The organism is Pseudomonas putida (assembly GCF_025905425.1).
Classification (GTDB): Bacteria; Pseudomonadota; Gammaproteobacteria; order Pseudomonadales; family Pseudomonadaceae; genus Aquipseudomonas; species Aquipseudomonas putida_AF.
Genome location: NZ_CP109603.1, coordinates 4,788,500 through 4,807,747, shown reverse-complemented (window position 1 = coordinate 4,807,747; position 19,248 = coordinate 4,788,500). Strand labels below are relative to the sequence as shown.

The window sequence follows — 19,248 nt, the reverse complement described above, 5'->3', positions numbered from 1 at the left end:
ATTATAACGAGGGTTTTGAAAGGGTGCCATCCGAAAGATCGGATAGTGCTATACGAAGAAACGCCGCTGCGAACTCCTCCGGCGGCAGGGGCAGGCTGACGATGTAGCCCTGGATCTGTTCGCAGCCCTCGGCGGCCAGGAAGCGTTGCTGGGCCTGGTTCTCCACGCCTTCGGCAATGATCGTCAGTTGCATGCTGCGGCCAAGGGCGATGATCGCGCGGGCGATGGCGGCGTCGTGGGGGTCGTCGGGCAGGCCACGGATGAATGATTTGTCGATCTTGAGGATGTCCAGCGGCAGGCGTTTGAGGTAGCTGAGGGATGAATAGCCGGTGCCGAAGTCGTCGATGGCCAGTTGCACGCCCAGTTTTTTCAGTTGGTGCAGCACGGCCAGGGCTTCCTCGGCTTGGCTCATGATGAAGTTTTCGGTGATCTCCAACTGCAGGTCGCCCGCCTTGAGCTGATAGGTCTTGAGCAACTGCTCAATGCGCCGTGCCAGGTGGGGGTGGCGTAGCTGGGCGCCGGCCAGGTTGATCGACAGTGGGCCAAACACCTCGTAGTGGGTTTTCCAGATGTGCATCTGCTGGCATGCCTGCTCCAGCACCCAGTCACCCAACTGAAGGATGGTGCCGTTTTCTTCCGCGAGGTGGATGAAGTGCTCTGGCGGCACCTCGCCGAAGGTCGGGTGGCTCCAACGGATAAGCGCTTCGGCGCCGACCAGGCTTTGAGTCTTGAGGCTGAGTTTGGGTTGGAAGCACAGGCTCATCTCGTTGCGTTCGACGGCGCGGCGCAACTCATGTTCAAGCGCGATGCGTTCGCTGGCCTGGGCGGTGAGGTCGCGGGTGTAGGCTTCGACGCGGTTACGGCCTTTGGCCTTGGAGCGGTACATGGCGGCGTCGGCATTGCGGATCAGCGTGGAGACGTCGCTGCCGTCCTGCGGGTACAGGCTGATGCCGATGCTGGCACTGGTGAAAAACTCGTGCTCGCCGGCCTGGAAGGGCGCGCTGAAGCACGCCAGCAGTTTGCCGGCGATGCTGTTGGCGTCACTGGGCCTGTGCAGGCCGGGCAGGAGGATGATGAATTCGTCACCGCCCAGGCGGGCCACGGTGTCGACGTCGCGCACCTGCTCTTTAAGGCGCTGGGCGATGCCTTTGAGCAACAGATCGCCGACCGGGTGCCCCAGGCTGTCGTTGATGTGCTTGAAGCGGTCGAGGTCGAGGAACAGCACCGCGCCCTGGCGATTCGAGACCTGGGCGCAGGCGAGCACGGCCTGCAGGCGGTTCTCGAACAGAGCACGGTTGGGTAGGCCGGTGAGTGGGTCGTGGTGCGCCTGGTAGTCAAGCTTGGCCTGGGCGTGCTTGAGGCTGGAAATGTCGGCGAACACGGCAACGAAGTGCGTGATCTCGTACTCGCTGTTGCGCACCGCGCTGATGGTCAGCCAACTGGGGTAGAGCTCACCATTCTTGCGTTTGTTGTAGATCTCGCCCTGCCAATGGCCTTCGTCGGTCAGCTGGTGCCACATGGCGGCATAGAAGGCACTGTCGTGCTGGCCGGAGGCGAGCAGGCGTGGGGTCTGGCCGAGCGCTTCGATCTCGCCGTAGCCCGTGATTTCGCTGAACGCGCGGTTGACCGCGCTGATGCGCTGGTCGATATCGGTGATCAGCACGCCCTCGGCGGTGTTCTCGAACACCGTGGCGGCCAGTTGCAGTTTTTCCTGCATCAGGTGGCGCTCGGTGATATCGCGGGCGATGGTCAGCATGCAGTCGACACCGCCTATCGGCAGGGGCCGGGCAGACAGTTCGCAGAGGCGGATTTGCCCATCGCTGCGGCGGATGTGGCAACTGAAGTCGCGCACGAAACCATCCTGCTTGAGCTGCTCGACCAGCCGTTTGCGTTCGTTGAGGTCAACCCAGATGCCAAGGTCCAGCGAGGTCTGGTCGATACTCGGGTTCAGGTCGTAACCGGTGAGGCGGCAGAAGCCCTCGTTGACTTCGATCAGCAGCCCGTCACTCTGGCGCGACAGCAACAGGCCGTCCGGCGATGCATGGAACGCCTTGGCGAACTTCTCTTCCGAGGTCTGCAGTTGCTCCTGGGTTTCCTTGAGCTGGCTGATGTCACGCACGGCCACCACCAGTGCCGGGGTGCCATCGAGCTCGAACGTTTCTGCCGAGGTCAGCCCTGTGAACAACTGGCCATTGCTGCGCCGGAAGCTCATTTCCAGGTTGCGGATGCCGCCTTGGTGCAGGCGTTCGAGCAGCCGTGGCCCGGTGCCTTCCACGGCCCACAAGTTCAGCTCGGTGGCGGTGCGGCCGATTACTTGGCCTGGCGTCAGGCCGATCTGCTCTTCGAAGGCTTCGTTGACTTCCAGCAGGCAGCCGTCGCTGTGGCGGGCGATCAGCAGGATGTCCGGGCATTGCTGGAACACCGAGGCAAACTTCTGTTCCGACAGGCGCAGGGCATCTTCGGTGCGTTTGGTTTCGCTGATGTCGATCATCAGCCCGCGCATCACCGACCGGTGGCCGTGCTCGATCATGCTGACGATGTTGCGCACCCAGAGGGGTTGGCCATCGGCGCGGATTACCCGGTAATCAAGGCTGTGATCACGCCCGGCGGCGGTTTCACTGTCGCAGTAGGCCTGGGCCCAGAGCGCATCCTCTGGGTGCAGGATGCTGCGCCAGAAGCCGGGCTTGAGCCAGTCGTGCAGAGGATAGCCGAGCAGGTCTTCGGCATGGGGCGAGACATAGCTGTAGTTAAAATCGTTGGCGTCCGCCTCCCAGGCGATTGCTGACAGGCTTTCAACCAGGCCGCGGTAGTGATACTCGCTGCTGCGCAGCTCTTGTTCGAGGGCGATGCGCCGGGAAATTTCCGAGCTGAGCCGGCGATTGATGCGGATGACCACGGCGAGAATCGCCACCAGCAACAGCACCGCAGGCAGGCCATAGACCAGCATGTCGGACCAGAACAGACGCTGGTCCACTACGTTGCCGACCCAGCGTTGTTGAATATGGCTGACTTCGGCGCTGCTCATGTCGGCCATGACTTTGTCGAGAATGCCCACCAGGATTTTCTTGTCCCGTGGTGCGGCCATGGCCAATTGGTAGCGGTAGGGTGTTTCGCCGCTGACGTAGAGGCCGTCGAGCTTGAGCTGACGCAAGCTCCAGATGCTCGAAGCGAGGTCGCCCACCACGGCGTCGACTTCGTCGGTGGCCAGCGCCTGCAGCGCCGAACTGACATTGGGCATGGCCGCCAGGTTGAGGTCCGGGTGGTGGGTGCGCAGCAGTTCGTGTGGTGCGTAGTTCTCGACCACCGCGATCTTCAGGCCGTAAAGGTCCTTTAGTGAGCGTGGTTGCGCTCCGCCTTTGTGGGCCAGGATGACAATGGGGAAGTCGAGGTAGGGGCGGGTGAAAGCCAGATAGCCCTGGCGTTCGGGGGTCGACATGATGCCGGGAAGCAGGTCGAGCTGGCTATTGCGCGCCTGCGCCAATACCTCGGTCCAGCTCTTTGGCTCGACCGGTTTGAGCGTCACACCCAGGCGTTCCTGGATCATGGCGATGTAGTCGGCGGCCAATCCCTGGTACCGGCCCTCCTGGTCGCGAAACTCGAACGGTGGCCATGAGGCGTCTACGCCCAAGCTCAACTGCGGATGAGCAGCCAGCCAGGCTTTCTCCTCGTCTGTCAGGGTCAGGGCGCCGGCCGTTGTGTTCCACAGAATAAGGAGCAGCAACAGGATGGCCGGCATCAGGGGCATAGCGGCCTCGCGATCAGAGTGTCTGACGTCGAGTGTAGACGGGCATTGCGCGGGATGTGGGGTAGAAATCAGGCATTGTGTTGCAGCCGTGGCCGCAAAAGAAAAACCCCGGCCTGGGCCGGGGTTTGTCATCACTCGTCGAGGAAGGAGCGCAGATGCTCGCTGCGAGTCGGGTGGCGCAATTTGCGCAACGCCTTCGCTTCGATCTGACGGATCCGTTCACGGGTCACGTCAAACTGCTTGCCTACCTCTTCGAGGGTGTGGTCGGTGTTCATGTCGATGCCGAAGCGCATGCGCAGCACTTTGGCTTCGCGGGCGGTCAGGCCCGAGAGCACGTCACGGGTGGCTTCCTTGAGGCTTTCGACCGTGGCCACGTCGATCGGGGACTGCATGGTCGAGTCCTCGATGAAGTCGCCCAGGTGCGAATCTTCGTCGTCACCGATCGGGGTTTCCATGGAGATCGGCTCTTTGGCGATCTTCAGTACCTTGCGGATCTTGTCCTCAGGCATTTCCATGCGCTCGCCCAGCTCTTCCGGGGTCGGTTCACGACCCATTTCCTGCAACATCTGCCGGGAAATACGGTTGAGCTTGTTGATCGTCTCGATCATGTGCACCGGAATACGGATGGTGCGCGCCTGGTCGGCGATCGAGCGGGTGATCGCCTGGCGAATCCACCAGGTGGCATAAGTCGAGAACTTGTAGCCGCGACGGTACTCGAACTTGTCCACCGCTTTCATCAAGCCGATGTTGCCTTCCTGGATCAGATCGAGGAACTGCAAGCCACGGTTGGTGTACTTCTTGGCGATGGAGATCACCAGACGCAGGTTCGCCTCGACCATTTCTTTCTTGGCGCGGCGGGCCTTGGCTTCACCGATCGACATGCGACGGTTGATTTCCTTGATCTCGGCGACGGTCAGGCCAGTCTCGGTCTCAAGGTCGATCAGCTTCTGTTGGCAGGCGACGATAGCAGCGTCTTTCTCACCCAGGGCGGCAGCCCACTTGGTGTTACGCTTGGCCAGGTCACCGCTCCAGGTCTGGTCGGTTTCGTTGCTTGGGAACATGCGCAGGAAGTCGGCACGCGGCATGCGGGCGTCACGAACGCACAGTTGCATGATGGCGCGTTCTTGCTGACGCAGGCGGCTCAGTGCATCACGCACGCGCTCGACCAGTACCTCGAACTGCTTGGGTACCAGCTTGATCGGCATGAACAGGTCGGCCAGGGCCTGGAGGGCCGCGATGCTTTCCTTGTGGGCACGACCGTTCTTCTTCACGACCTTGAGGGTCGCCTGAAGCTGGTCGGATACCGCACCGAAACGCTGAGCTGCAACGACTGGGTCCGGACCGCTTTCGGCCTCTTCCTCATCGTCGCTCTCTTCGCTTTCTTCTTCGTCGTCCGATTCTTCCTTGGCAGCCGCGGCCTTGGCGCCTGGAACAGGCACTTCTTCGGTCGGGGCAGCGATGTTGTCATCAGGGTCGATATAACCGCTGAGAACATCGGACAGACGGCCACCTTCGGTGGTGACACGGTCGTATTCGCTGAGAATGTGGTCGACAGTACCCGGGAAGTGAGCGATGGCGCCCATGACTTCACGGATGCCTTCCTCGATACGCTTGGCGATTTCGATCTCGCCTTCGCGGGTCAGCAGCTCGACAGTACCCATTTCACGCATGTACATGCGCACTGGGTCGGTCGTGCGGCCGATATCGGTTTCAACGGCCGCCAACGCTGCTGCGGCTTCTTCGGCCGCGGCTTCGTCGGTGTCGGCTTCCGCCAACAGAAGGGCATCCGCATCCGGAGCACTCTCGAATACGTTGATCCCCATGTCGTTGATCATGCGGATGATGTCTTCCACCTGTTCAGGATCTGAAATATCCTCAGGCAGGTGGTCGTTGACCTCCGCGTAAGTCAGGTAGCCCTGCTCACGACCGCGGGTGATCAACTCTTTGATACGAGACTGCTGTTGCGCTTTTCCGGACATAACACCCTATCCACTGAAGGTCTTGGCGGGCAAAAAACAAGCCGAGGATTATACCCGAGCATGGGCCTCACGCGCCAGATGAGGTCGGCGTTTGTGCGGGAACATTCCTGCTAAGCAGGGCGAGAAGCTGCGATTTTTCCTCACTGCTCAACTCGCTTTGACGTGCTTTCCTGAGCAGATGTTCCAGGCTGCGCTCGCGTTGGCGGGCGGACAAGCTAGTTATAGTGTCGAAAAACTGTTGTTCAAGGTTGTCGGCCACGATCAGCCATTCCTTCTCGGCCAGTGCGCGCAGCAAGCGGCCCTGTTCGGTGCCGTGCCAGCGTGCGATCAACTGCATTGAGCTTAGCCCAGGATTCTTCTGAGCGGCTTCGATCAAGGCCACCAGCAACTGGCTGTACAGGTGCTCTTCGTCGGCGAAGTGGCTGGCATCTTCCACCTTGCCGGCCAGCAGCGGGTGGTGCAGCAGGGTGCGCAAAGCCGCCAGGGTCGGGGGCTCCACGGGGGCCGGGGTGCGCGGTGGTGCCTCGTCGCGTTGCTGCCAGGGCTTGCCACCTTTGCGATTCTTGTCCCAGGGTTTGTCGCTCCACGGCTTCTTGCCACCGGCCTTGTTCGGCTTCCATTGCTGCTCTTGCTGCGCCGGCGCGTAGTCGTGCTGCGGCATGTCGCCGTAGTCTGGCGTGTAGCTGGCCATGGCATCGTAGTCATAGCCCGGATCGTAGTCCGGTACGCTGCTGCTGGCTGCAGGTTGCTGGGCCAGTTGCTCTACTTGCTGCGGGTCGAGGCCGGTGATTTCCTTCAAGCGGTTACGCATGAGCTGACGCAGGTTGGCGCCAGGGATTTTTTCGATCAACGGTGCGGCCAGGGTCGCCAAATGCGCCTTGCCTTCCAGCGAGCGCGGGTCGGCCTCGGCGCTCAGTTGCTCGAAAAAGTAATCCGCCAGTGGCTGGGCGTGCTGGTTGATGCGTGCCATGAAGGCGTCGGTGCCTTCGGCGCGTACCAGGCTGTCCGGGTCTTCGCCTTCGGGCAGGAACAGAAAGCGTGCTCGGCGGCCATCCTGCAGGGTCGACAGGGTCGACTCCAGCGCGCGCCAGGCAGCCTTGCGCCCGGCCTGGTCGCCGTCGAAGCAGAACAGCACGCTGGGCACCACGCGGAACAGGCGTTTGAGGTGTTCTTCGCTGGTGGCGGTGCCGAGGGTGGCCACGGCGTTGCGCAGGCCCTGCTGGGCGAGTGCGATGACGTCCATGTAGCCCTCGACGACGATGATTTCGTCGAGGTTGCGGTTGTGCTTGCGTGCCTCGTAAAGCCCGTAGAGCTCTTGGCCCTTGTGGAAAACCGGGGTTTCCGGGGAGTTGAGGTACTTGGGCTTGTCGTCGCCCAGCACCCGGCCACCGAAGGCGATCACGCGGCCACGGCTGTCGCGGATCGGGAACATCACGCGGTCGCGGAAGCGGTCATAGCGCTTGCCGCTCTCGGCGTTCTCGATCAGCAGGCCGGCATCGATCATGACCTTTTGCTGCAGGGTGTCGGCGCCCAGGTGCTTGAGCAGGTTGTCCCAGCCGGGTGGCGCGAAGCCCAGGCCGAAGTCGCGGGCAATCTCGCCGGACAGGCCGCGGCCCTTGAGGTAATCCACCGCTGCTTTGCGGGTGGGGTGGTTGCGCAGGGCCTGGCGGTAGAATTCGGTGGCGGCATCTAGGAGTGGGTACAGCGGCGAATCCGTCGGCTGGCGCGGCTTTTGTGCGCGACGGCCCTCTTCGCGTGGGACTTCCATGCCTGCCGCGCGGGCCAGCTCCTCGACCGCCTGGGGGAAGTCCAGGTTGTCGTGGTCCATGACAAAGCCGAGGGCGTTGCCACCGGCGCCGCAGCCGAAGCAGTAATAGAACTGTTTGTCGGGGCTGACCGTGAAGGAGGGGGTTTTTTCCTTGTGGAACGGGCAGCAGGCGGAGTAGTTCTTGCCGGTTTTTTTCAGCTGGACGCGCGAACTCACCACGTCGACAATGTCGAGGCGGTTGATAAGGTCGTCAATGAAACTCTGGGGAATCAGCCCGGCCATGGCAGTCTCGTCATCTGGCAACTGGCAAGTCTAATCGCTCACGCGCCGGTTGGGGCGAATGCTGCAAGGGGAAGTGCGAGGGAAGATGTGCTCGTCGCCAGCCAATGAAGGCTCGTCAGACAGGACGTGCACGACTGGTCAAGGACCAGCTCTGACGTTTCAGGCGGGTTGCCCAATACAGTTCGCATGAGCGAGTGCGTAAGGGCCTTGAGCTAGCTGCCCAAGTTTGAAGCAATTGTGTAGCAACCGCTGCCATCGGCCCGGCGGTGAGCCGGGCAGGGCAGAAGCTTTGCGTAGAACGTCTGTATTAGTACAGACGAACGGCGCGGCGCTGTTCGCGCTGAACTTTCTTGGCGTGGCGCTTAACAGCAGCAGCTGCTTTACGCTTACGCTCGGCGGTCGGCTTCTCGTAAAACTCGCGGCTACGAACTTCAGCCAGTACACCGGCTTTTTCGCAGGAGCGCTTGAAACGACGCAGAGCTACGTCGAAGGGTTCGTTCTCTTTAACTTTGACGGCTGGCATCCAGGGCTACCTTAATTCATTACCGGGGTAGACGTGCTCCTGGCAAAACAAAGGTGTGCTGGAGAACGTCGGTTTTCAAGGGTTGCGGATGTTAACCCTTAGCTGGCCGGAATGCAAAGCCTCTGATCGAAAACCGCTGGTCGGCACCCGACACGGCGACTATCATGCGCGGCTTCGAATTCAGCCCCCACAAGGGACGAACCCATGCTAGTACTGGGATTGGAAACATCCTGCGACGAAACTGGCGTCGCATTATATGACAGTGAGCGCGGTCTGTTGGCCGACGCGCTGTTCAGCCAGATCGACCTGCACCGCGTGTTCGGCGGTGTGGTACCGGAGCTTGCCTCACGCGATCACGTCAAACGCATGCTGCCGCTGATTCGCCAGGTGTTGGACGAGGCTGGCTGCGTGGCCACCGAGATCGACGCCATCGCCTACACCGCGGGTCCTGGGCTGGTCGGCGCGCTGCTGGTCGGCGCTTCCTGCGCCCAGGCCCTGGCGTTTGCCTGGGATATCCCGGCGATTGGCGTGCACCACATGGAAGGCCATCTTCTGGCGCCCATGCTGGAAGAAAACCCACCCGAGTTTCCGTTCGTCGCTTTGTTGGTATCCGGCGGCCATACCCAGCTGGTACGTGTCGATGGCATCGGCCAGTACGAGCTGTTGGGCGAGAGCCTGGACGATGCGGCCGGTGAGGCATTCGACAAGACGGCCAAGCTGATCGGCCTGAACTACCCCGGCGGCCCTGAAATTGCCCGGCTGGCCGAACAGGGTGTGCCGGGGCGCTTTGTCTTCCCGCGGCCGATGACCGATCGACCCGGCCTGGAATTCAGTTTCAGCGGCCTCAAGACGTTCGCTTTGAATACCTGGCAGCAGTGCCGCGATGCTGGCGACGACGGTGAGCAAACCCGTTGCGACGTGTCCCTGGCGTTCCAGCAGGCCGTGGTGGAGACTTTGACCATCAAGTGCAAGCGGGCACTGAAGCAGACTGGCCTCAAGCGGCTGGTGATTGCCGGTGGCGTGAGCGCCAACAAGGCCCTGCGTGCGTCCCTTGAGGACATGCTGGGCAGCATGAAGGGCAACGTCTACTACGCGCGCCCGCAGTTCTGTACCGACAACGGCGCAATGATCGCTTATGCCGGCTGCCAGCGCCTGTTGGCCGGGCAGCAGCAGGACTTGGCGATCAGTGTGCAGGCGCGTTGGCCGATGGAGCAGTTGCCGCCGGTCTGAAACCTGTCAGAAGTGGCGTTCGCGCCCGGCGAACAGGTCGCGCAGGTTGTTGCGATGGCGCCAGACGATCATCACCGTGAGCACGCTGATCGGCAGCAACGCCTCTGGCTCGCGCCAGGCGAGCAGGGGCAGGGTCAGCGGCGTGGCGATGAGCGCCGCCAGCGAGCTGGTACGTGTGAGGTAGAAGGTCAGCAGCCAGGCAGCGATGGCCAGCAGTGCCGCCGGAAAGTACAGGGCCATGAGCATACCGGCCGCGGTCGCCACGCCCTTGCCACCCTGGAAGCGGAAGTACAGCGGGAACAGGTGGCCGAGCACTGCGCATACGCCCACCCAGGCCTGTTCGTGCAAGTCGAGCCCGGCAAGGCGGGCGAGCAATACTGGCAACAAGCCCTTGCACAGGTCGCCAAGCAGGGTCAGGATCGCCAACTTGCGGCCTGCCAGGCGTAGCATGTTGGTGGCCCCGGCATTGCCCGAACCGCTGGAACGAGGGTCCGGGCTACCGGACAGGCGGCTCAGGACAATGGCGAAGGACAGCGAGCCGAGCAGGTAGGCGAGCAGCGCCAATAACCAAAACATGCTAACTATTCCGGGCGAGGACGCCTTGATTCTAACGGCGCCAGTCGCCCTTGTCGTGCTGTGGAGAGAAGTGCTTGGACAGAGTGTTCATCGAAGGCCTGGAAGTCGATACCGTCATCGGTGCCTATGACTGGGAGCGGGATATTCGCCAGTGCTTGCGCCTGGACCTGAGTTTTGCCTGGGATAACCGCCCGGCAGCGGCCGGCGACGATCTGAGCCTGGCGCTGGACTACGCCAGCGTTTCGGCGCGTATCCAGGCATTTTCCGAGCAGGCGCGCTTCGAGTTGGTCGAAACCTTCGCCGAGCGCCTGGTCGCGGTGCTGATGGAGGAATTCAACATCCCGTGGGTGCGGTTGAAACTGACCAAGCCAGGCGCGGTCCCCGCTGCCCGTGGCGGTGTTGGCGTGGAGATCGAGCGCGGATGTCTCTGAACACGGTTTACCTGGGCCTTGGCAGCAACATCGACCGCCATGCGCACCTGTGCGCTGGGCTCGATGCCTTGGCGGGCATACTCACCGATATGCGCTGTTCGCCGGCTTTCGAGAGCCAGGCGGTGGGGATCAAGAGTGGTCCGTTCATCAACTTCGTGGTGACGGGCAAGACCGATTTGCCGTTGATCGAGCTGGACCGTCGGCTCAAGTTCATCGAAGCCGACAACGGCCGCTACGCGCCCGAGCGCAAAGGGCTGCCGTTGGATATCGACGTGCTGCTGTATGACGATCTGCATGGTGCATTCGATGGGTTGGTGCTGCCCAGGGCCGAGATTCTGAAAAACGCGTTTGTGCTGTGGCCGTTGTCGCTGCTGGCGCCCGAGCTGGTGCACCCTGGGGTGGGCAAGCCTATGGCGCAGGTGTGGCAGGAGGCGCGGATCGATCAGGTGTTGGCGCCTGTCGCGTTTGAGTGGCGCGGGTTGCAACTGACGCCGGCTTGAGCCGGACTCTCGTATTCCCTGGCCTGGCCCTTTCGCGGGGCAAGCCCGCTCCCACAGTAGTTCACTGATCCATGAGCAGTGGGGTATCTGATGGAGCCACAGTAGTTCACTGATCCATGAGCAGTGGGGTATCTGTTGGAGCCACAGTAGCTCACTGATCCATGAACAGTGAGGTATCTGTGGGAGCGGGCTTGCCCCGCGAAAGGGCCCGACGAGGCAATCGATAAATCAGCCTTCTGCAACGCCTTTGTAGGCAACTAGAGCCTTCAATCGCTCACCTTTCAGCGCCTCCCCAAGCGCCTGCCCGGTCAGCCCAGCCTGTACCAGCGGCTTAACATCCACAGCCCTCGCCGCTGCCGCCGCGCCCCTCAGGTAATCAGCCTGTGGATAAGCCAGACTGCCCTGGCGCGCACGCGCATCCATCTGGCAGGCGTTGATGAAGTCTTCAAAGCGCTGCGGACGGCGGTACACATCAAACTTCTGCAGCAGCTCCAGCAATGCCTGGGGAGGCAATTCCAGGGCCTGGTTGCAGTGTGTCAGGCACTCACCCACCAGCACGGCCAGCTCCTGGCAGTCTCGCGGCGCCTTGAAGCGCTGGCTGACAGCCTTGATCACTGGTGGCTCCAGCTCTCGCAGCAGGCAGGCCCAGCGCACGTGCAGCGGTTGCTCATGCAGGGCGGCCTGCTCCAGGCCTGCCAGGGCGTGGGGGCTATCCTTGAGCTCAGGCAGCAGCTCCTGCAAGGCATCGCACGCGTGCAAAACTTCGAAGAACACCTGGGGCTGTGCCTCCATCAGCGCGCGCTCGATCTCTTTCCAGCTACGCTCGGCGGTGAGCGCTTGCAGCTCGCCGGAGGCACTGATCTGGCGCATCAGCGCCAAGGTCTCGTCAGCGACCTTGAAACCTAGCGGCGCATAGCGTGCGGCAAAGCGGGCAACCCTGAGTACCCGTAGGGGATCTTCGGCGAATGCAGGTGAAACATGGCGTAAAAGACGCCTGTCGAGGTCATCTTTGCCGTGGTAGGGGTCGTACAGCGTGCCGTCTTCGTCCTCTGCCATCGCATTGATGGTCAGGTCGCGGCGTATCAGGTCTTCTTCGAGGGTGACGTCGGGGCTGGCATGAAAGGTAAAGCCACCATACCCTCGCCCGCTTTTGCGCTCGGTACGCGCCAAGGCATATTCCTCGCCGGTTTTCGGGTGCAGGAACACCGGAAAATCAGCGCCCACCGGCCGATAGCCCTTAGCGTGCATTTCTTCGACGGTAGCGCCAACCACCAGCCAGTCGATATCGCTGACGGGGCGCCCGAGCAAGCGGTCGCGCACGGCGCCGCCGACTTTGTAGATGTGCATGTACAGCCTCCATAACTGCCCACAGGATAACCTGTTGGCAGTGATGGAGGGGGCTCGGTGCTAGAGGTGGCGGATGACGGCCAGGTCCATGCGGCCATAGTCGGCGCTGTCGCCGTGCTCACCGCGGGGTGGCATGTGGTGGGTCTTCATGATTTGGTCGCCCTGGACGGTCTCCAGGTGGATGTCGAAGCCCCAGAGGCGATGCAGGTGCTTGAGCACTTCCTCGGTCGAGTCGCCCAAGGGTTTGCGGTTGTGCTGCTGGTGGCGCAGGGTCAGTGAGCGGTCGCCACGGCGGTCGATGCTCCAGATCTGCACGTTCGGCTCGCGGTTGCCCAGGTTGTACTGGGCCGCCAGTTGCTCGCGAATGACCCGATAACCGGCTTCGTCATGGATGGCGGGAACCAGCAGGTCATCGCGTTGGTCGTCGTCCAGAATGCTGAACAGCTTGAGGTCGCGGATTACCTTGGGTGACAGGTACTGCAGGATAAAGCTCTCGTCCTTGAAGCTGCTCATGGCGAACTTGATGGTAGACAGCCAGTCACTGCCGGCAATGTCGGGGAACCAGTGGCGATCTTCTTCAGTCGGGTTTTCGCAGATGCGGCGGATGTCGGTGTACATCGCAAAGCCGAGCGCATAGGGGTTGATGCCACTGTAGTAGGGGCTGTCGAAACCTGGCTGAAACACCACGCTGGTGTGCGATTGCAGGAACTCCATGATGAAACCGTCGGTAACCAGGCCTTCGTCGTACAGGTCGTTCATGAGGGTGTAGTGCCAGAAGGTCGCCCAACCTTCGTTCATGACCTGGGTCTGGCGTTGCGGGTAGAAGTACTGGGCGATCTTGCGCACGATGCGCACCACTTCACGCTGCCAAGGCTCTAGCAGGGGGGCGTGCTTTTCGATGAAATAGAGGATGTTTTCCTGAGGTTCGGCGGGGAAGCGCGCATCGTCGCGATCACCCCCTTTATCCGCGCCCTTGGGAATGGTGCGCCAGAGGTCGTTGATCTGCCGCTGCAGGTGTTCTTCACGCTCCTTCTGCCGGCGACGTTCCTCTTCGGCGGAAATCGGGTAAGGGCGCTTGTACCGGTCGACACCGTAGTTCATCAGTGCGTGGCAGGAGTCGATCAGGTCTTCGACGGCATCGATGCCGTGGCGCTCTTCACACTGGGCGATGTACTGCTTGGCAAACACCAGGTAGTCGATGATCGAGCTGGCATCGGTCCAGGTGCGGAACAGGTAGTTGCCCTTGAAGAAGCTGTTGTGGCCATAGCAGGCATGGGCGATCACCAGTGCCTGCATGCACATGGTGTTTTCTTCCATCAGGTAGGCGATGCAGGGATCGGAGTTGATCACGATCTCGTAGGCCAGGCCCATCTGGCCTCGGCTGTAGGACTTTTCGGTACTGAGGAACTGCTTGCCATAAGACCAGTGGTGATAACCCAGCGGCATACCTACCGAGGCGTAGGCATCCATCATCTGCTCGGCGGTAATCACCTCGATCTGGTTGGGATAGGTGTCCAGGGCGTAACGCTCGGCCAGGCGGCTGATTTCCCGGTCATAGGTCTGGATCAAATCGAACGTCCACTCGGACCCGGTGGAAATGGGTTGGCGTTTCTGAGCTCTGGCGGTCATGTGGCTAACCTGCGCTGGAAGAGTTCACGGAAGACCGGGTAGATGTCGCCGGCCGATACCAACTGCTGCTGGGCGAACGTGTCGGGGAAGCCCTCGCCGATTCGCTCGTACTCGTACCACAGCGCCTGATGCTCACGGGGGGTGATCTCAACGTAAGTGTAGTACTGCACATGCGGCATGATCTGCTTGGAGAGGATCTCGCGGCAGATTGGCGAGTCGTCGTTCCAGTTGTCGCCGTCGGAGGCTTGGGCTGCATAGATGTTCCAGTCGCTGGCCGGGTAGCGTTCGGCCATGATTTCCTGCATCAGCTTGAGCGCGCTGGACACGATGGTGCCGCCGGTTTCCCGCGAATAGAAGAACTCTTCCTCGTCCACTTCCCGCGCACTGGTGTGGTGGCGGATGAAGACCACTTCGATGCGGTCGTAATTGCGCTTGAGGAACAGGTACAGCAGGATGAAAAAGCGCTTGGCGATGTCCTTGGTGGCCTGGGTCATGGAGCCGGAAACGTCCATCAGGCAGAACATTACGGCCTTCGAGCTGGGGTTGGGCTGCTTGACCAGCAGGTTGTACTTCAGGTCGAACGTATCGAGGAAGGGCAGGCGGTTGATGCGTGCCTTGAGGCGTTCGATCTCTTGCTCGACTTCCTGGATATCGGTGAAGTTGTCAGGCTCTTCGACCTTCAGGCGGTCGAGTTCTTTCTGCGCTTCGCGTAACAAGGCGCGGCTGCTGCCGGTCAGGGCAATACGCCGGGCATGGGCCGAACGCAGGGTGCGAACGATGTTGATGCGCGATGGGTTGCCTTCGTTGGCGATACCGGCGCGTACGGTCTTGAAGGTGTCGGTACCGGTCAGGTGACGTTTGACCAGGTTGGGCAGTTCAAGGTCTTCGAACATGAACTCGAGAAACTCTTCCTGGGTGATCTGGAAGACGAATTCATCCATGCCCTCGCCAGAATTGCCGGCCTTGCCACGGCCGCTGCCGCCTCCACCGCCCTGGGGCCTGGCGATGTGTTCGCCGGCGGTGAACTCCTTGTTGCCGGGGTGCACGATGGTCTGCTTGCCGCCACGACCGTGGTGCAACACCGGTTCATCGATGTCCCGTCCCGGAATGCTGATCTGCTCGCCATGCTCCATGTCCATGATGGAGCGGCGGCTCACGGCCTCTTCGACGGCCTTCTTGATGTGTTCACGGTAGCGCCGCAGAAAACGCTGGCGGTTGACCGTGCTCTTGTTCTTGCCGTTCAGGCGTCGGTCGATTACGTAGCTCATGGTCCCTCCGGTAGCTGGGAACAGCTGCACGCTTCAAGCTACGAGCTGCACGTAATAGCAGCCGCCGCCGCCCAAGGCAGGCACTGCAGCCTTGGGCGTGCGGTGTGTAGCTTGCCGCTTTATTGCGATTTCCTGACCCGCAGGTACCATTCCGACAGCAGACGAACCTGCTTGTCGGTGTAGCCACGCTCCACCATCCGGGTGACGAAGTCGTTGTGTTTCTTCTGGTCTTCCTTGCTGGCCTTGGCATTGAAGCTGATGACCGGCAGCAGGTCTTCGGTGTTGGAGAACATTTTCTTCTCGATCACCACCCGCAGTTTTTCATAGCTCAGCCAGCTCGGGTTCTTGCCGTTGTTGTTGGCGCGTGCGCGCAATACGAAGTTGACGATCTCGTTGCGGAAGTCTTTCGGGTTGCTGATACCGGCTGGCTTCTCGATTTTCTCCAGTTCTTCGTTGAGGGCGATGCGGTTGAGGATCTCGCCGGTTTCCGGGTCGCGGTATTCCTGGTCCTGAATCCAGAAGTCGGCGTACAGCACGTAGCGGTCGAAGATGTTCTGGCCGTATTCGCTGTAGGACTCAAGGTAAGCGGTCTGGATTTCCTTGCCGATGAACTCGATGTAGCGCGGCGCCAGGTATTCCTTCAGGTAGCGCAGGTAGCGTTCGCGCACTTCAGCCGGGAACTGTTCCTGCTCGATCTGTTGTTCGAGCACATACAGCAGGTGAACCGGGTTGGCCGCAATCTCGTGCGGGTCGAAGTTGAACACCTTGGAGAGAATCTTGAAGGCGAAGCGGGTGGACAGGCCGTTCATCCCCTCGTCGACACCTGCCGAGTCACGGTACTCCTGGATCGACTTGGCCTTTGGATCGGTGTCCTTGAGATTCTCGCCGTCGTAGACGCGCATCTTCGAGTAGATGTTGGAGTTCTCAGGCTCCTTGAGGCGTGAGAGCACGGTGAACTGGGCCAGCATCTTGAGGGTATCGGGCGCGCAATGGGCCTTGGCCAGGGAGCTGTTGACCAGCAGTTTGTCGTAGATCTTGATTTCGTCACTGACGCGCAGGCAGTAAGGCACCTTGACGATGTAGATCCGGTCGATGAACGCTTCGTTGTTCTTGTTGTTACGGAAGGTGTGCCACTCCGATTCGTTGGAGTGGGCCAGCAGAATACCGGTGTAGGGAATTGCACCCAGCCCCTCGGTACTGTTGTAGTTGCCTTCCTGAGTCGCCGTAAGCAGTGGATGCAAGACCTTGATCGGCGCCTTGAACATCTCGACGAATTCCATCAGGCCCTGGTTGGCCCGGCACAGCGCACCCGAATAGCTGTAGGCGTCGGCGTCGTTCTGTGGGTATTCCTCAAGCTTGCGGATATCCACCTTGCCGACGAGGGCAGAGATATCCTGGTTGTTCTCATCGCCAGGTTCGGTCTTGGCGATGGCGATCTGGTTAAGGATCGACGGATAGAGTTTGACCACCTTGAACTTGGAGATATCGCCGCCGAACTCCTGCAGGCGCTTGGTGGCCCAGGGCGACATGATGGTGTTCAGGTAGCGCCGTGGGATCCCAAACTCTTCCTCAAGAATGGCCCCATCTTCGGTGGCGTTGAACAAGCCCAGTGGCGATTCGAATACAGGCGAGCCCTTGATGGCGTAGAAGGGCACCTTCTCCATCAGTTGTTTGAGCTTCTCGGCCAGCGATGATTTGCCGCCGCCTACCGGGCCCAAGAGGTAGAGGATCTGTTTCTTCTCTTCCAGGCCCTGCGCCGCATGGCGGAAGTACGAGACGATCTGGTCGATGCATTCTTCCATGCCATGGAAGTCTTCAAAGGCCGGATAGCGCCGAATCACCTTGTTGGAGAAGATCCGCGAAAGTCTGGAATTGTTAGAGGTGTCGACAAGCTCCGGTTCGCCGATGGCCAGCAACAGCCGTTCTGCCGCCGAAGCGTAGGCGCTGCGATCCTGTTTGCACAGTTCCAGGTAATCCTGCAGCGAAAGTTCTTCCTGGCGGGTGGACTCGAAACGTTGTTGGAAGTGGCTAAAAATACTCATGACGTCACCTCGCTCGATACGTGGAGACGACGCCGGATCAGTCAGCTGATGCTGGCATGCAACCGGGTTCGCCGATTGCTGTATACCCCCCAGAACACCCTTGAAACGCTACCGATGACCCGCACGCCGGTGTACCGGCTCTCCCCTTTTTTGGATGGCCTGGGCTTAAGGATAGTTGGTAATACGCAAGGTCAAGGGCGCGAGGCCGAGAAGTTGCTCGCGACCGTTCGTCAGGTGAGCCGCAAGCCCGCACGGGGCGCGGGCTGCAGTAAAAATGAAAAAATTATTCGGCAGAGCCTTGCGCGGTCTGGTCCGGGTAGGTGGCGCGCCACAGCTCAAAGCCGCCATCGACGCTGTACACCTGCGAAAAGCCTTGGCCGGCCAGGTAGGCGGCGGCGCTCTGGCTGGAATTGCCGTGGTAGCAGACCACCAGGGTCGGTGCATCGAGGTCGGCATTGCGGATGAAATCGGCGACCGAATGGTTATCCAGGTGGGTGGCGCCACTGATGTGGCCGGCGGCAAAGGCCTGTGGGTCGCGAATGTCGACCACTACCGCACCTTGCTCGCGCAGGGCCAGGGCCTGCTCGGGAGGGATGCGTTTGAATTCGCTCATGGCTACGGTTTCCTTCAGGGCTGATCGTTGATTCTAGTGGGTTGTTCCGGTGGGCGTACGGTGCCGTCGTCGGAACAGTCGCAGCGATGGTATTCACCGCTGTCGACGTTGTAGAGGGTCATGGCGCCACCCCACACGCAACCGGTGTCCAGGGCAATGATGCCGGGCTCGTCGACGCGCCCTTCAAGGGCGGCCCAGTGGCCGAAGATGATCTTCACGTGCCGCGAGCGCCGGTCCTTGTGCGCATACCAGGGTTTGTAGCCTTTGGGGGCCGTGCCCAGGCCTTCCTTGCTCTTGAGGTCGAGCTTGCCCTCGGGGGTGCAGAAGCGCATGCGCGTGAGGTAGTTGGTGATCACCCGCAGGCGCTCGATGCCTGTGAGGTTCTTGCTCCATTTGTTCGGCTCGTTGCCGTACATGCCATCGAGGTAGAGCTTGAGGCGGCCGTCATCGCGCAATACTTCCTCGACTTCGGCTGCAAGCTCCAGGGCTCTGCCCAAGGTCCATTGAGGCGGTATGCCGGCATGCACCATGGCGATGCCGCGGGGCTCGTCGTAATGCAGCAGTTTTTGCTGGCGCAGCCAGTCGAACAACAGGTCGGCATCCGGTGCTTCGATGATCTCGCGCAGGGTGTCGCTCTTTTTCAGGCGTTCGACGTTGTGCCAGGCGGCCAGCAGGTGCAGGTCATGGTTGCCCAGCACACAGACCAGCGACTGTCGGATCGAGTAGAGAAAACGCAGGGTTTGCAGTGATTCGGGGCCGCGATTGACCAGGTCGCCGACCAGCCACAGGCGGTCGACGGCGGGGTTGAAGCGAACACGTTCGAGCAGGCATTTGAGCGGTTGCAGGCAGCCTTGCAGGTCACCGACGGCGTAGGTTGCCATCAGTGCAGGGCCCCCGGTACCGCGAGGCGGAAGGGCGCGATTTCGGCATCGAAGCGTTTGCCGTCCTCGGCGAACATCTGGTAGCTGCCCTGCATGGTGCCGACACGGGTGCTGATGACCGCGCCGCTGCTGTAGGTATGGCTTTGGCCCGGGTCGATGCTGGGTTGCTGGCCGACCACGCCGGCGCCGCGCACTTCCTCGACTTCGCCGTCACCGTTGGTGATCAGCCAGTGTCGGGACAGCAACTTGGCCATGACTGAGCCGTTGTTTTGCACGGTGATGGTGTAGGCGAAAGCGAAACGACTGTTTTCGGGGTCGGATTGTTCTTTGAGGTAGCGGGTCACGACGCTGACGTCGATCTGATAACGGGGATCGGACATGCAAAGGCCTTGGGGGAACTGACGCAATAATGCAGTCTAGGCCATTGGTGGGGG

General features: G+C 61.1%; 15 protein-coding genes. 3 read left to right on the top strand and 12 right to left on the bottom strand.

Translation table 11 applies throughout. The annotated features are described in order from the left end of the window. Nucleotide 1: 1 nt before the first annotated feature. From OGV19_RS21715 to rpsU, 4 genes are all read right to left on the bottom strand, one after another. Complete coding sequence (locus OGV19_RS21715; RefSeq protein WP_264310574.1) at nt 2–3,745, bottom strand: bifunctional diguanylate cyclase/phosphodiesterase; 3,744 nt, start codon at nt 3,743–3,745, stop codon at nt 2–4. A 131-nt stretch (nt 3,746–3,876) separates the two neighbouring features. Then, nucleotides 3,877–5,724, bottom strand: coding sequence for an RNA polymerase sigma factor RpoD (gene rpoD / locus OGV19_RS21710; RefSeq protein ID WP_264310573.1), 1,848 nt, complete (start codon nt 5,722–5,724; stop codon nt 3,877–3,879). Between the two features lie 67 nt (nt 5,725–5,791). Then, nucleotides 5,792–7,774, bottom strand: coding sequence for a DNA primase (gene dnaG, locus OGV19_RS21705; protein ID WP_264310572.1), 1,983 nt, complete (start codon nt 7,772–7,774; stop codon nt 5,792–5,794). A gap of 307 nt (nt 7,775–8,081) precedes the next feature. Further along, complete coding sequence (rpsU, locus tag OGV19_RS21700) at nt 8,082–8,297, bottom strand: 30S ribosomal protein S21 (RefSeq protein WP_003255575.1); 216 nt, start codon at nt 8,295–8,297, stop codon at nt 8,082–8,084. A gap of 204 nt (nt 8,298–8,501) precedes the next feature. Here rpsU and tsaD point away from each other — a divergent pair, with 204 nt between their 5' ends. Continuing rightward, nucleotides 8,502–9,527, top strand: coding sequence for a tRNA (adenosine(37)-N6)-threonylcarbamoyltransferase complex transferase subunit TsaD (gene tsaD, locus OGV19_RS21695; protein WP_264310571.1), 1,026 nt, complete (start codon nt 8,502–8,504; stop codon nt 9,525–9,527). Nucleotides 9,528–9,533: 6 nt separating this feature from the next. Here the strand turns inward: tsaD and plsY are convergent, their stop codons facing one another. Further along, nucleotides 9,534–10,103 carry a glycerol-3-phosphate 1-O-acyltransferase PlsY gene (plsY, locus tag OGV19_RS21690; protein WP_264310570.1) on the bottom strand — a complete coding sequence of 190 codons (570 nt, stop codon included), beginning with the start codon at nt 10,101–10,103 and terminating at the stop codon, nt 9,534–9,536. Between the two features lie 74 nt (nt 10,104–10,177). Here plsY and folB point away from each other — a divergent pair, with 74 nt between their 5' ends. Continuing rightward, nucleotides 10,178–10,534, top strand: a complete 357-nt coding sequence (gene folB, locus OGV19_RS21685) for a dihydroneopterin aldolase (RefSeq protein ID WP_264310569.1) — start codon at nt 10,178–10,180, stop codon at nt 10,532–10,534. Continuing rightward, a complete protein-coding gene (gene folK, locus OGV19_RS21680) occupies nt 10,525–11,034 on the top strand; it encodes a 2-amino-4-hydroxy-6-hydroxymethyldihydropteridine diphosphokinase (protein WP_264310568.1) in 510 nt (169 codons plus the stop codon). Before folB ends, folK begins: the two co-directional genes overlap by 10 nt. A gap of 228 nt (nt 11,035–11,262) precedes the next feature. Here the strand turns inward: folK and OGV19_RS21675 are convergent, their stop codons facing one another. The 7 genes from OGV19_RS21675 to apaG all read right to left on the bottom strand — a co-directional run bounded on the left by OGV19_RS21675 (nt 11,263) and on the right by apaG (nt 19,194). After that, nucleotides 11,263–12,381, bottom strand: a complete 1,119-nt coding sequence (locus OGV19_RS21675; RefSeq protein ID WP_264310567.1) for a multifunctional CCA addition/repair protein — start codon at nt 12,379–12,381, stop codon at nt 11,263–11,265. Nucleotides 12,382–12,441: 60 nt separating this feature from the next. Beyond that, nucleotides 12,442–14,010 carry a SpoVR family protein gene (locus OGV19_RS21670; protein ID WP_264310566.1) on the bottom strand — a complete coding sequence of 523 codons (1,569 nt, stop codon included), beginning with the start codon at nt 14,008–14,010 and terminating at the stop codon, nt 12,442–12,444. After that, entirely contained in the window at nt 14,007–15,278 is a 1,272-nt protein-coding gene (locus OGV19_RS21665) for a YeaH/YhbH family protein (RefSeq protein ID WP_264310565.1), read from the bottom strand. The genes OGV19_RS21670 and OGV19_RS21665 overlap by 4 nt, the downstream gene beginning before the upstream one ends. A 119-nt stretch (nt 15,279–15,397) precedes the next feature. Then, nucleotides 15,398–17,320: a PrkA family serine protein kinase gene (locus OGV19_RS21660; protein ID WP_264310564.1), complete on the bottom strand. Its 1,923-nt coding sequence runs from the start codon at nt 17,318–17,320 to the stop codon at nt 15,398–15,400. Between the two features lie 283 nt (nt 17,321–17,603). Next, entirely contained in the window at nt 17,604–17,933 is a 330-nt protein-coding gene (gene glpE / locus OGV19_RS21655) for a thiosulfate sulfurtransferase GlpE (RefSeq protein ID WP_264310563.1), read from the bottom strand. Nucleotides 17,934–17,947: 14 nt separating this feature from the next. Then, a complete protein-coding gene (locus OGV19_RS21650) occupies nt 17,948–18,814 on the bottom strand; it encodes a symmetrical bis(5'-nucleosyl)-tetraphosphatase (protein ID WP_264310562.1) in 867 nt (288 codons plus the stop codon). After that, nucleotides 18,814–19,194 (bottom strand): Co2+/Mg2+ efflux facilitator ApaG/CorD, encoded by a 381-nt coding sequence (gene apaG, locus OGV19_RS21645; RefSeq protein WP_264310561.1) that lies wholly within the window; start codon nt 19,192–19,194, stop codon nt 18,814–18,816. The genes OGV19_RS21650 and apaG overlap by 1 nt, the downstream gene beginning before the upstream one ends. Nucleotides 19,195–19,248: the final 54 nt, after the last annotated feature.